This is a genomic window from Pseudomonas sp. S37 (assembly GCF_016658545.1).
Taxonomy (GTDB): domain Bacteria; phylum Pseudomonadota; class Gammaproteobacteria; order Pseudomonadales; family Pseudomonadaceae; genus Aquipseudomonas.
This window is the reverse complement of sequence record NZ_JACVZC010000004.1, coordinates 136,806-150,379: the sequence shown is the minus strand read 5'-3', so window position 1 is coordinate 150,379 and position 13,574 is coordinate 136,806. Positions and strand designations below refer to the sequence as shown.

Here is a 13,574-nt window from a genome sequence, read left to right as displayed (position 1 = left end):
AAGCGGAAGTAGAAATCACTCGCCTTGTGGGCGAGAGAAAGCTCAGGGGGACAGCGCGGAATTACTGCCGTGCTTGGTCGATATCCCGTTTGAAGGTCTCGGTGAGTAGCAGCAGCGCGATCAGAGAAACAACTGCTGAGCCGATCATGTACCAGGCAATTGATGAGCCTTTGCCAGTCCACGACAGCAATGCGGTGGTAACCAGAGGAGTTGCAGCGCTTCCGAGGAGGCCGGAAAGCATGTAGCTGATCGACAAGCCCGAGTAACGCACTCGAGTGCCGAACAACTCGGCGAGGAATGTGGCAATGGGGCCGTAGTTGGCCGCGAATGCCGTCATCATCAGCATGTAACCGGCGAACGCCAGGCCGAGCACTTTGGAATCCATCAGCCAGAACATCGGGAAAGCCACGAGTGCCTCGGCGATGATCCCGCCGATGATTATCGGCTTGCGGCCAACCTTGTCTGAGAGGGCGCCGAAGAACGGCAGCATGGCGATACAGGCAGCGCAGGAAACCAGCACTACCGTGAGCATTTCGCCACGTGTGAAGCCCAAGGTCTGGGTGCCGTAGGTCAGGCCGAAGGCCACGATCAGGTTGTAGGAGGTGCCAGTGGACATAGTTGCCACACCACCCAGGACTACCTGCTTCCAGTATTTGCGGAACACTTCGAACAGCGGCACTTTGACCTGGGTGCCTTTGTTCTCCACCGCTTTGAACGACGGTGTCTCGTGGATGTTGAGGCGGATGTACAAGCCCAGTCCGATCAGCAGAACGCTGAGCAGGAACGGGACACGCCACCCCCAGTCCAGCAACTGCTCGTTGGTCAGTGTGGTGGCGAACATCAGGAACACGAGGTTGGCCAGCATCGTCCCCGCAGGTACGCCGATTTGAACCCACGAGCCGTACAGTCCACGCTGATGTTTGGGAGCGTGCTCCACGGCCATCAGAACAGCGCCGCCCCATTCCCCACCCAAGGCCAGGCCCTGGATGATGCGCAGTGTCAGCAACATGATCGGCGCCCAGATGCCCACCGACTCATAGCTCGGCAAGAGGCCGATGGCGAAGGTGGCCGCACCCATGGTCAGCAGCGAGATGAGCAGCATCGATTTACGGCCCAGTCGATCACCAAAGTGTCCGAATAGTGCTGCGCCGATCATCCGTGCGCCGTAGGCTGAAGCAAAGGTGCCGAAGGCGAGGAGGGTGCCTACGAGGGGATCAAAGCCTGGAAAGAAGATCTTGTTGAATACCAGGGCCGATGCCGTGGCGAAAAGGAAAAGGTCATACCACTCAACGGTGGTGCCGATTACGCTAGCAACCGCGACTTTTTTCATGTCGGCGGTGCGTTGTGGTTGCGCGCCGGCAACCTCGGTGTACGCAGGACTGGTCATTGCCGTTATCTCCCGAAAGATGGGTTCTCGTTGTTCTTGGCAGCTGAAAGTGGTGCGGGTCTTTCTTGTTTTTGGGCAAAGCGTTCCCGTGGGCCCAGCTTTCTTGAATTGGCTGGGCGCATGGGTGGATCTGGCTAAGTCAGCGCCTGTCGGCGCGGGTCATTACGGCGTTAAGCAGTACGTCGCAGCCCATGGTCACGTCGTTGGGCAAGGCGTCTTCGGCTTCGTTATGGCTCAGGCCTCCAACGCAGGGGATGAACACCATAGTGGTTGGGCAGTGACGGGCTAGGTGAATGGCGTCATGGCCGGCGCCGCTGACGATTTGCTGGTACGGGTAGCCCAGGCCTTCGATGGCTGTGCGTACTGCATTGATGCAGGCCGGATCGAAAGGTGTGGCCGGGCTCAGCCAGTGGCGGCTGATTTGAACTTGCAAGCCACGCTTGGTGGCGATCTGGTCGATGAGAGCACGGGCGCTGGCTTCCATGTCAGCGATGGCGGCGTCTTCGTGATGGCGAAGGTCGAGGGTAAGCGCCACGTGGCCAGGTATGGTGTTGCGGGAGGAACGGGCGATTTGCAATTGGCCAACGGTAACGAGACCTTTGGGTGCGAAGTCGCGTGACAGTTGTTCCAGTGCGGTGATCATTTCCCCTACTCCGAACAAGGAGTCGCGGCGCAGAGGCATTGGCGTGGTGCCTGCGTGAGCGGCCTGTCCACTGATCTCGATGTCCAGCCAGCAGATCGCTTGCCCACCCGTGACTAACCCTACGGGCAGGCCAGCATCCTCCAGGATTGGGCCTTGCTCGATGTGTGCTTCGAAGTACGCGTCGAACTCACGGCCCAGAGGAAGCTCACCCGCGTAGCCGGTTTGTTCCAACGCTTCGGCCACGCTGACGCCTTCAGCATCGCGGCTGGACAGCGCTTGGGCTAGGGGCAGCTCGCCCGTGAACACCGCTGAGCCGAGCATGGCAGGAGTGAAACGAGCGCCTTCTTCGTTCGTCCAGACCGCGATTTCCAGTGGGCGCTCGAGCTGCAGGCCTTTGTCTTGAAGGCTGCGTACCACTTCCAAACCGGCGAGCACGCCGTAAATGCCGTCGAAGCGACCTCCTTTGGGTTGGGTATCCAGATGGCTACCCATGACGACAGGGGCAAGGGCGTCATTGCGGCCTGGCAGGCGGGCGAACAGGTTGCCGATGGCATCGACCTGGATGCTCATCCCGGCCTCGCGGCACCAGTTAGCAAACAGCTCGCGTCCATCTCGGTCTTCTTTCGACAGTGCTAAGCGGCAGTTGCCGCCTTTGGCGGTTGGGCCGACCTTGGCCATGTCCATGAGGCTGTCCCACAGCCGGGTGCCGTTGCATGTATGCATGATGTGAATCCTCAAACAGGCGGCGGGATCAGTATCCGAGCGCAGGGTCTACTTGGTTTAGGAGCGGTTCAGCGCAGGCCAAGCGCCGAGCGTTCTCGGCCACCTGCTGTGCAATGCAGTCGTGAGAAGCGCATGAGGCCATGTGGGGTGTGACGACGATTCCCGGCGTGCTCCAGAGGCGACTGTCCAATGGCAGCGGCTCTTTCTCGAACACATCGAGAAGCGCACCGCGCAGTCGGCCACTGTTGACGGCGTTGACCAGGTCATCTACCTGCAGGTGGTGACCGCGTCCGCAGTTGATCACTGCTGCGTTTGGCGCCAAGGCTTCAAAGGTCTTCTGGCAGAGGATGCCGCGAGTGGCATCGGTTAATGGCAGCAGGTTGATCAACAGGTCGAGACCATCCAGGAACTGATCGAACTCCGCTGGGCCCGAGAATGTGCGCACGCTGGTCAGCTGCTTGGCACTCCTCGACCAACCTCGGACTGCATATCCGGCCTCGACCAACTCGCCGGCAATAGCTCCTCCAAGGGAGCCGAGCCCCATGACGCCGATGCGGTATTCACCAGCGAGGCGTTGAGGGTGACGTTGCCATACCTGTTGCTGTTGTTGGGCAAGTGCTCGGTCGAAGTCCCGATGGTAGTGGATGACCGCCCAGCGAACATACTCCGCCATGCCTTGGCGGTGAGCAGGGTCTACGACTCTGCACACTGGCAATGCTGGCTGGCTCGGGTCGTTGGCCAGGTGATCAACACCAGCAGCCACCGAGTGGATCAGCTTAAGATTGGGCAGGGCATTGAGGCTGCCTGCGGGTGGGAACCAGCAAGCAGCCACCTGTGCATCCTGGGCAGCAGGGTCGTCGGCCAGCACTACGCGTAGATGTGGAGCGCTACGAGCGAAGGCAGATTGCAGCTGACCCAGGAGGGCTTGGTCAGTTGACAGCAGAACTAGCGGCTTCATGAGCAGTACGACTCGCGTTGGTTTTCGATCAAGGTGAGTGCTGCGTTCCAGCTCATGTTCATAATTTCCGCCGCTTCATCCCGCTTGAATTGTTCGGCTGTATGGCGGCATACCTCTTCGCTTGGATAAATCAGCTTGGTGCCACCTGCCAAAGCCTGAACCTGGGCCTGGCAAGCGCGCTCCAGGAAGTGGATTTCGTGGAATGCTTCCGCAACGCTGGAGCCCCCGGCGAGCAGGCCATGGTTCCTCAGGATCATTGCTTTGTGCATACCGAGATCAGCAATCAGGCGTTCACGCTCGTCGAGAGACAGGGCGATCCCCTCGTACTGGTGATAGGCCAAGTTGCCGTAAAACTTTAACGCGTGTTGGCTGATCGGGAGCAGGCCCTGTTCCTGTGCTGATACCGCTATGCCCGCAGCAGTGTGCGTATGGATCACGCAGTGCATGTCCGGGCGGGCCATGTGGATCGCCGAGTGGATCACGAAGCCGGCAGCATTCACCCGGCGTTCACCAAAAGCCTCGTCGACGACGTTGCCATGCTGGTCAATTCGTACCAGGTCACTGGCGCGCATCCGGTCGAAGATTACGCCGTATTGGTTGATCAGGAAGTGATGCTCAGGCCCAGGAATACGCAGGGTGATGTGGGTGTCGATCAAGTCGGTCATGCGGAAGTGCGCCACCATCCGGTACAGCGCGGCCAGTTCGCAGCGTGCCTGCCATTCGACATCGCTAATGTTGTGCGGCTTGCTCATGAATACTCCTAGTTAACGTGCGATGGCGGGGGTGGGGTGCTTTTGCTCGCCACGCAGGCGAGAGAGGCCACAGACGCCGATCAAGGAAAGCGTGGAGAGCGCGGTGAAGAACACGGCGAGTGGCAGCCACTGGCCGGCGAATCGGTCGGCCAGCAAAGTGCCGATGATCGGCGTGCTACCCCCAGCGATGGCGCAAATCAACTGGTAGGCGAGAGATATCCCCGAGTAGCGCAGGTGTGCGGGGAACGCTTGGGTCATGTAGCCTGCGATAACCGCATACAGGGCCGACAAGATCACCACTGCCAAGGCAATGCCCAGGGTCATCAGAATCAAGTTCTGGGTGCCTACTAGAACGAACATCGGATATGGCACAGCCATGCATAGCAGGGCGACCAGCTTCAGGAAGCGGCCTTCGCCAATGCGCTCAGCAAGCAATGCCGCCAATGGCTGGGTCAGGAACTGGAGGATGGTCACTAGGAAGAGGCAGTCGAGAATCGTAGCCCGGTCGATTCCTTGGTAGGTGGTGACGTAGGTGATCATGAAGGTGTTGGTGAAGAAGAAACCGGCGGAGCCGATGGTCACCGCGAGGGCCGCGAACAGGATCTGTTTCCAGCAGTCACGCACCACTTCCAGTACCGGGTATTTGACGACTTCTTGCTTGGCTTTGGCGGCCTGGAACTCAGGGCTCTCTTCCACGCCAAAACGGATTGCCAGGCCAACCAGCATCAGCACGCCACTGGCCAGGAACGGCAGGCGCCAACCCCAGCTCAGGAACTCTTCAGGTTCTAAGGACGAGACCAGGCGGAATGCGATGAGTGCAAGCAGAAGCCCAGCAGGGCTGCCGAGCTGAGCGAACGAGGCGTAGAACACTTTGCGTTTGGCCGGCGCATGCTCACTAGCCATCAGGACGGCACCACCCCACTCACCGCCGACGGAGATCCCCTGGACAATTCGCAGGGCAATCAAACCGATGGGGGCCCAGACGCCAGCACTGGCGTAGCTAGGTAGCAGGCCGATGCCTGTGGTGGCCAGGCCCATGAGAACCATGGTGACCAGCAGCATTTTTTTACGGCCCAGACGGTCGCCCAGATGGCCAAACACCATGCCTGCCATTGGTCTGGCAACGAAGCCTACGGCGAAGGTGCCGAATGCTGCCAGGGTGCTGAGCAAAGGGTTGCTGCTCGGGAAAAACACCTGTCCCAACACCAGTGCAGCGGCCGTGGCGTAGATGTAGAAGTCGTAGAACTCGATAGTGGTGCCGACAAATGCGGCAGCTGCCGCACGACGCGGCTGGTTGGACGTATGCATACAAGGCCCTTTTTAGAGTTATAGGCAGGTGGGCAGGTCTGGCTAAGCCGGTCGCGCTCTGTTCGGCGCTTTCGGGTTTTATCGCCCCAGGGCTATGATTAGTCAATTTGCTATATCTTATCCGTCGTATTAGCAGCGCTACTAATGGGCCATAAATGAATCCGCCGACTTCAAGATCTGATGCATTGGTCAACAAATGGGAAGGGCGTCGATTTCTGAACGACCGCCTGGACTGGAACCTTCTGCGTACTTATCTCGCCATAGGCCAAGAAGGGAGCATCAGCAGAGCTGCAGCGAGACTGCACGTGACACAGTCAGCTGTCAGCCAGGCACTCCGACGCCTTGAAGAACAACTCGGTTGCGCCCTGGTGCTGAGAGGTGGGTCGCGCTTCGACCTCACCGCAGCTGGCGAAGAGGTGCTGCGCATCGCTATCGATATTTATGGTGACGTGTCACGGATAAGTGCTGCGGTCGAACAGGAGAACGATGGCGTAGCAGGCAAGGTAAGGCTGCTGAGCATTAGTCGCGTGGAGTCGAAGATCTACGATAAATTTCTGGGCGATTTCCATGAGGCTCACCCGCTTGTTGAGCTCGAAATTGAGGTCATGCGAAGCGCCGACATCATCAGTTCGTTGCTACAAAAAACAGCGACTGCCGGTCTCGGCCTATGCCGAATTCCGCAACCGAAGTTGGAGCAGCGCCAGTTACTAAGCCACCGGTACGCATTTTACTGCGGAGTTCGACACCGGCTATTTGGACGCAGTGACGTGACCTTGGAGGCGATGCGTGGAGAAAACTTTGTGAGCTTCGTCAGCGACCAATTGGGTGGAAATCTATCTCCGCTTGCGACTTTTCGTGACCAGCATGGGTTCACCGGAAAAATACTCGCGTCATCTTCGAGCTTCGAAGAGATACACCGCTTGGTGTGTGCGGGCTTTGGAGTAGGGTGCATGCCAGATCACCTGCTCCATGAAGATTTGGAAAAGGGATTGCTGTGGCGGTTGCCTCCGAATGAAGGCATCGTTGATGTGGATCTGCATCTGCTTTGGAACCGTGAACAGAAAATGACGACAGCAGAGGGCGTGTTCCTGGAAGGGTTTCAGCACGCTCTTGCCCAAGCCATGATCGATTGATGGTGGTGCTGATCCGCACGAGTATCCTCTGTGTTCAATCCTGATAGCCTGAGTCTTGACTTGAGTAACCATGCGAACTGATCTGAAACACCTGCGCTACTTCGTTGTCCTGGCTGAGCAGCGCCACTTCGGGCGTGCAGCTGAAATTCTGCACATGGCCCAGCCTCCGCTTTCTCAACAGATAAAGGCGCTGGAATCCTCTCTAGGGGTTGAGCTATTCGACCGAAGCGTCCGCCCTATTGGCTTGACCGCTGCTGGCAGAGCTTTGTTTCGGGAGGCCCGCCAGATACTGGCCCAGGTCGAGCGAGCCGAAACCATCACCCGAAGGGCTGGCACTGTTGAGCATGGCCAGCTTCGTATAAGCCTCACGGGAACAGCGACTCTAGAATTCGCAGCACCAGTTATCTCGCTATTCAAGGAGCGATTTCCACACGTTCATTTGTCGTTGCAGGAAATGTCCTCTCCGCAGCAACAGCAGGCAGTCGAGAAAGGAGAAGTCCATATAGGTTTTGTCAGGCCTCCGGTCATCCAGGACAACCTAGAGGTAGCCCTCGTCCACCAGGAGCCATTTATTGTCGCTCTCCCTAGTCATCACCCACTTGCGGGCGCGGACGGGGTGCGCCTGCAGGCGCTAGGTGAAACCCCACTGGTAGTCTTTGATAGCGAAGATGCTCCAGGTTTCCGCGACCTGATTTCACACCTATGTGCCACTGCTGGCTATCGTCCTTCTTCCATCCAGGAGGGGCATCAGGTCAGCACTATGCTGTGCCTCGTGGCGAGCAATGCTGGATTTGCGCTTGTCCCGCAATCGGCTCGACGTATTCGGATCGAGGGTGTCACCTTCCAAACGTTGCTGGATGAGAGCCCGTTTATTGAGCTCTACGCAATCAGTTCTAGAGGCAAAAAGGGGCCGTTCGTGGGTGACTTCTTGCAGGCGGTTGATGACTGCCGAGCTTCAAAATTTCTACGACACTGATGGATTTGAATTTCGGACATTTTTATAAAAAACTAATAATAGGATACGTAGCCGATATTGGACGGCCCAAGCGACTGGTCATTACTCTCGTCGTTACCTGGACGAATGAGATAATTACAAATGAACCAGCTCGTTGATCCGATTACCCAATCGGTCATTCAGCATCGCCTTTACGCGATCGCCGAAGAGATGGGCGAGGCTATGCTTCGTACCACCTACTCGCAAATCCTTAACGCAAGCCGGGACTTCTCTATCGGGATTCTTGACCGGGAAAGTCGGCTCATCTCTCAAGCAGATCACATCCCTATTCACGTTGGGGCCCTCACCTGGGCGGTCAAGGCCGTGGAGCAACGCTTCGGCGATGACATCCTGCCAGGCGATGTCATCCTTTTGAATGACCCTTACAATGGCGGTAGCCACCTACCTGACCTCACAGCGTTCGTGCCCGTCTTTGAAGGTGATCAGCGGCTCTACTGGACTGTCGTTCGTGCCCACATGGGCGATATTGGCGGAGCAACGCACGGAGCATATAACCCCCAGGCGTCCGAGATCTGGCAGGAAGGCTTGCGAATTCCGCCGATGAAATTGGTCGAGGCAGGGAAGGTTCGTGAAGATCTCTTAGACATGATCCTACTGAATGTCAGGCTGCCACGTGATTTCCGAGGCGATCTCTCGGCTATGATCGGCGCGGCCAATTTTGGTGAGCGGAGTGTCGCCAAACTGCTCAATCAGTATGGCGGCGATACTGTCGGCAATGCTGTAAACGCCATCCTCGACAACGCGGAGCGACGTTCTCGAGAGGTCGTTGCGACATGGGAGGATGGTGTTTATTACGGTGAAGCATTCTTGGATGATGACGGTCACGGTCGCAGTGACATAGCCATCCGCGCAAAGGTCACCAAGCGAGGGAGCGATCTCGATATTGATCTCTCTGGATCAGATCCGCAATCCAAGGGGTTCACGAACTCCTCATACGCAAACAGCGAAGCTGCCATCACGATGGCTTTCGCATATTTGATCGATGCTGATATTCCTAAGAATGATGGCACCTTCCGTCTTCTGACCACTCACCTGAAGCCTGGTACGGTTGTATGCGCAGACAACAACGCGGCTGTCACGCTTTCCACCACCCATCCATCAAATGAGATCGTAGAGGCGATCATTCGTGCGCTTGCTCCGGCGTGTCCGGATCGCGCCATGGGTGGGTGGAGTCGTCGATTCCGTATTTCCGTGAAGGGTGACAACCCACGTACCGGCAAACCATTCATCTGGCACTTGTTCCATGCTCGTCCTGGCGGTGGTGCAAGCCCTGTAGGAGACGGTTGGTCAGGTGCGGGCGAGTGGCACTCAGTTGGTGGCATCAAATTCGGCAGTATTGAAGTCACTGAAGCCCGTTTCCCCTTGCTCTTCGAAACTCATGAGTTCCGTGCAGGATCTGGCGGAGATGGCCAGTACCGAGGTGGTATGGGTACACACATGAATCTGCGTGTTGAAGTTCCTGCCCTTGCTCACACAGCGGGTGAGGGTGTGCGGCATGGCTCAGCCGGCATCCTCGGTGGATGTGATGGTCAGCCCCATGATTACACCCTGCTGAGTGGCGATCAGATCCGCAAGCTCAAGACCAAAGAGTTCGGTGTCCGTATCGCACCAGGTGATCTGCTTCAGGTTCGCTCTGCGGGTGGAGGTGGATGGGGAGCGCCTGAGAAACGGTCACCTGCCGCTCGCCAGCGTGACGTTTCGGATGAGTTGGTTTGAGACAGACTTTAAGGGGAAGAACAATCATGGTCGCGCAGTACATCATCGGTATCGACGTTGGCGGTACGTTCACTGATTTGGTCGCAACAGATGACGCCGGTAAAGTCACTTTCACCAAATCTCCATCCACGCCTCAAGATCAATCCATCGGCGTGATCGAAGGTCTTCGTCGTATGGCCGAATTACTCGCTATGCCGTTGACGGAGTTGTTATCCAGAACCAAACGTATCGTGCATGGCACCACCGTGGCTACCAACGCGTTGCTTGAGCGTAAAGGGGCAAAGACAGCGCTTTTGACGACCCTGGGGCATCGAGATGTTCTTGAGATGCGTGAGGGGCTGAAGCCCGAGCGATACAACCTTTCGATGATTCCACCTGAGCCACTGGTTCCAAGGGAGCTTCGTCGTGGCGTTAAAGAGCGGATGGGCTGGGATGGCAACGCCATCCAGGAGCTCGACGAGTCGTCGCTGCTAGAGCAGATTGAGGTGCTCAAAAAGCATGATGTTAAGGCTGTTGCGGTGTGCTACCTACATTCGTACAGGAACTCGGCGCATGAGCAGAGAACTGCCGAGATCTTGAGGCAGCACCTGCCAGACGCCTACGTCTCTCTGTCCTGCGAAGTTCTCCCTCAGATCAAAGAATATGAGCGGGTCTCTACTACGGTGGTGAACGCTTACGTTGGCCCGGCGATGCAGCTCTATCTGAGCAACTTGCGTAGCAAGCTTCAGGCTGAAGGGCTGGCCAATCCCTTGTTCATCATTCTTTCGCACGGTGGCATCACCTCTGTAGAGGACGCTGTTCGGCTTTCAGCTGCTACGGCTTTGTCAGGCCCAGCTGGTGGCATTGCAGGCACCCTAGCTTGCGGGGCAATCATGGGTCGACCTGATTTGATCCCTTTCGATATGGGGGGTACGAGTACAGATATCTCGTTGATCAGTGATGGCCAAGCAGTGTTGAGTGCTGAGCGCGGCCTTGCGGGTGAGCGAATTGCGATGCGTAGCTTCGACATCCTTTCCATCGCGTCGGGAGGTGGGTCAATCGCTCACTTGGATGGAGGAGGGGCTTTTGACGTCGGCCCTCAAAGTGCTGGGTCGTGGCCAGGGCCTGTGTGCTACGACAGGGGAGGCGATCAGCCGACGGTGACGGATGCCAACCTTCTGATGGGGTATCTCGATGCCGACAATTTCTTGGGTGGCCGCGCCAAGCTCAATCTGGCAGCGACTGAAGAGGCGATGGCTGTTTTAGGGGATCGGCTTCAACTGACTCCAATCGAAACAGCGGCAGGGATTCTCCGACTTATCAATATCAAAATGGCGGACGGTGTGCGTTTGATGACCCTTCGACGGGGGGTTGATCCACGTAATTTCGCGCTCCTGAGTTTCGGTGGGGCGGCAGGTTTGCATGCAACCGAGGTTGCTCGCGAACTAGACATCAAGAGCGTTATCGTTCCGACTGTCGCATCTGTGCTCTCTGCATGGGGCATGCTGGCAAGTGACCTTCGATTCGAGCTCAGCCGCAGCCACTTGGCCGATATCAATTTACTCACTGGTGAAAGCCTGAAGTCATTGTTCGATGATCTAGAGCAAGATGCTCGCTGCAGAGCGGGCTTCGCTCAGGCTGGAGATACTCCAATAAGAATTGAGCGCTCAGCTCAGATGCGCTATGGAGAACAAATCTATGAAGTAGAGGTCAGCCTCGAAGGTCTGGATATCAACAGCCCCGATCTATGTGACAAGCTGACTAATCTATTCCATCGACGTCATGAAGAGCTCTATACGTACTGCTCACCAGGCCAAGAGGTAGTGCTGGTGAATCTGCATGTGGCAGTGGTCGGTGAAGTGCCTCGCAGTGATGGTAATACAGCCGCATCCCAGCCCTTCGGTAACACCATCAAACGGCACAAGCGAATTTACACCCATGGTGAATGGGCAGAGGTTCCCGTCTATGACATGGATCGTTTGAGTGCTGGTCAGCAGATTGAAGGGCCTGCGGTGGTCGAGGCTGAAACCACTACCGTGATCCTTCATGCTGGTGATCTGGCTTCTGTGACTCAGCATGGGTGGTTGGATATATCCGTGGCTCCCCGCTGATTGCCGGTGCCCGGCGCATTCAAGTGCTGGGCATCTAAGACAAGAGTGACGGATCCGTTCGCAAAGGTGCGAAATTGAAAATTGCCTGAGTTTCACCCCGGGATCGGTCAGGCCGAGCCCAAAGAGCCGGGAAATCCACCCGCAATATAATTACAGGGGCCACTCATGAAAGAGCACGTGGATTTTACTTCGCGTAGTATTGAAATAGACAGCACAGCGGGGACAGCCTCCGCTACGCGTCCTGAGCTGAAGCGCGTGGTCTGCGCAGCCGTTGCGGGAAGCATAATCGAATGGTTTGAGTTTTCAGTTTACGGCTATCTCGCAGCCGTGATGGGGAAGGTGTTCTTTTCCTCTAGTACCCCCGCAGTACAAATTATTGCTTCCTTAGCTGCATTCGCCATCGCTTTTCTCGCTCGACCGTTCGGCGGGATTATTTGCGGCGCGCTTGGTGACCGTCTTGGCCGAAAGCAGGTGCTGAACATGACCTTATTCGTCATGGCGCTCTCCACGTTCGCAATTGGACTAATTCCCAGTCACGAAACTATCGGCATCGCCGCTCCTATCCTCCTGGTGGTCATGAGGCTTTTACAAGGGCTGTCAGCTGGAGGAGAGGTCAGTGCTGCTGCAATCTATGTCGCAGAGCACTGCGATGACCGCCATCGTACCTTGATGACGGGTTGGGTTGAAGTGGGTGCAATGGCGGGGTTTCTGATGGGCGCTCTCGCCGCCTTTGGATTGTACCAGGTCTTTACCGACGATGAAATGCTGGAATGGGCCTGGCGTATCCCGTTTTATTTTGCTGCGCCGCTTGCGTTGATCGGCTTATATATCCGTCGGCGCCTTGAAGAGTCGCCCCTGTTTATTGAGGCTCAAAGTAAAGGTGAGGTTGAGCGACTTTCAATAGCTGCCCAGATTGCTCGGCTTGGTGCATACAAATCTGCCATGTTACAGGCGGCAGGAATGGTGATAGTTACAAATATTACGCTGTTCACTGTTTTGAGTTATTTGCCGACTTATTTGAGCAAAAATCTCAATTTGTCGAGCGGCCAAGCTTTGGCAATGAGCTTGGCGCCTATGACAGTTTTGGTTGTTCTCATTCCCTTTCTTGCAGCTCTTGCAGATAGGATTGGACGCCGATTTATGATGATCCTTGGTAGCATTGGAGTATTGGTTCTGGCGATTCCTTGTTTTAAGGCGCTGGGTAGCGGTGATGTGGTTATGCAGGTGGGGGCACTTGTCGTTTTGAACGTGTGCTTGGCGCTTTTAACTGCCTGTATCTTTGCTCAAGTTCCTTCACTATTTCCGACGAAAGTCAGATTCATGGGGATGGCGATCAGCTACAACGTTACGATTGCGTTGTTCGCGGGTACTGCACCTATGATCAACGCCTGGCTTACAGAGGTCACAGGCAATCCTGTCATGCCGGCATACTACATGATGTTTGGGGCTGTAATCGGGCTCTGGGCACTGCTGAGCTCTAAGGACAGGACGGGCCAACCAATGGCTCAGGATTGAAAGAGAAGGTAGGTGCAACCCCAAGACCCCTTGCAAAAAGTTGCAAGGGGTCTTCTTGTGAAGGTCGTGACCATCACGGATAATTTTTCACGTTTCGTTGACACTACTGCGACTGTAGACGCTGTTTCTGATTGTGTCCGTTTCTAAGTCCTTGTCACCCAGCATGTCTTCAACACCCAACCCTGCTTCGACTTTTTCTAACCAATATAACACGGCAGTTCTCATGAACCAGTGAGGAGTGCGATCCAAAGATGCTGCTGCTTCCTTGATTCTTTCCTTGGTGTCAATGTCGAGCTTTATGCCTGCTGTGGTCAGATTCATCTAAGCCTCCCTC

At 56.2% G+C, this 13,574-nt stretch carries 11 protein-coding genes; 5 read left to right on the top strand and 6 right to left on the bottom strand.

Annotated features, from left to right (window positions below; all coding sequences use genetic code 11):
* Nucleotides 1-61: 61 nt before the first annotated feature.
* The 5 genes from IAE39_RS03160 to IAE39_RS03140 all read right to left on the bottom strand — a co-directional run bounded on the left by IAE39_RS03160 (nucleotide 62) and on the right by IAE39_RS03140 (nucleotide 5,771).
* Complete coding sequence (locus IAE39_RS03160) at nucleotides 62-1,387, bottom strand: MFS transporter (protein WP_201199313.1); 1,326 nt, start codon at nucleotides 1,385-1,387, stop codon at nucleotides 62-64.
* 139 nt (nucleotides 1,388-1,526) lie between these two features.
* Complete coding sequence (locus IAE39_RS03155; protein ID WP_201199312.1) at nucleotides 1,527-2,753, bottom strand: Zn-dependent hydrolase; 1,227 nt, start codon at nucleotides 2,751-2,753, stop codon at nucleotides 1,527-1,529.
* A gap of 28 nt (nucleotides 2,754-2,781) precedes the next feature.
* Nucleotides 2,782-3,711 (bottom strand): 2-hydroxyacid dehydrogenase, encoded by a 930-nt coding sequence (locus tag IAE39_RS03150; protein ID WP_201199310.1) that lies wholly within the window; start codon nucleotides 3,709-3,711, stop codon nucleotides 2,782-2,784.
* The gene (locus IAE39_RS03145) at nucleotides 3,708-4,463 is read right to left on the bottom strand and encodes a class II aldolase/adducin family protein (RefSeq protein WP_201199308.1); all 756 of its coding nucleotides are present in this window, start codon (nucleotides 4,461-4,463) and stop codon (nucleotides 3,708-3,710) included. Before IAE39_RS03145 ends, IAE39_RS03150 begins: the two co-directional genes overlap by 4 nt.
* Before the next feature lie 12 nt (nucleotides 4,464-4,475).
* Nucleotides 4,476-5,771, bottom strand: a complete 1,296-nt coding sequence (locus tag IAE39_RS03140) for an MFS transporter (RefSeq protein WP_201199306.1) — start codon at nucleotides 5,769-5,771, stop codon at nucleotides 4,476-4,478.
* Between the two features lie 155 nt (nucleotides 5,772-5,926).
* Here IAE39_RS03140 and IAE39_RS03135 point away from each other — a divergent pair, with 155 nt between their 5' ends.
* From IAE39_RS03135 to IAE39_RS03115, 5 genes are all read left to right on the top strand, one after another.
* Nucleotides 5,927-6,904: a LysR family transcriptional regulator gene (locus IAE39_RS03135; protein WP_201199304.1), complete on the top strand. Its 978-nt coding sequence runs from the start codon at nucleotides 5,927-5,929 to the stop codon at nucleotides 6,902-6,904.
* Nucleotides 6,905-6,974: 70 nt separating this feature from the next.
* Nucleotides 6,975-7,880, top strand: a complete 906-nt coding sequence (locus IAE39_RS03130; protein ID WP_201199302.1) for a LysR substrate-binding domain-containing protein — start codon at nucleotides 6,975-6,977, stop codon at nucleotides 7,878-7,880.
* A 120-nt stretch (nucleotides 7,881-8,000) separates the two neighbouring features.
* The gene (locus tag IAE39_RS03125) at nucleotides 8,001-9,635 is read left to right on the top strand and encodes a hydantoinase B/oxoprolinase family protein (protein ID WP_201199300.1); all 1,635 of its coding nucleotides are present in this window, start codon (nucleotides 8,001-8,003) and stop codon (nucleotides 9,633-9,635) included.
* Nucleotides 9,632-11,725, top strand: coding sequence for a hydantoinase/oxoprolinase family protein (locus IAE39_RS03120; RefSeq protein ID WP_201199298.1), 2,094 nt, complete (start codon nucleotides 9,632-9,634; stop codon nucleotides 11,723-11,725). The genes IAE39_RS03125 and IAE39_RS03120 overlap by 4 nt, the downstream gene beginning before the upstream one ends.
* Nucleotides 11,726-11,890: 165 nt before the next feature.
* Nucleotides 11,891-13,240, top strand: coding sequence for an MFS transporter (locus IAE39_RS03115; protein WP_201199296.1), 1,350 nt, complete (start codon nucleotides 11,891-11,893; stop codon nucleotides 13,238-13,240).
* 87 nt (nucleotides 13,241-13,327) lie between these two features.
* Here IAE39_RS03115 and IAE39_RS03110 read toward each other — a convergent pair whose 3' ends face one another.
* Nucleotides 13,328-13,561, bottom strand: coding sequence for a ribbon-helix-helix protein, CopG family (locus IAE39_RS03110; RefSeq protein WP_201199294.1), 234 nt, complete (start codon nucleotides 13,559-13,561; stop codon nucleotides 13,328-13,330).
* Nucleotides 13,562-13,574 lie beyond the last annotated feature (13 nt).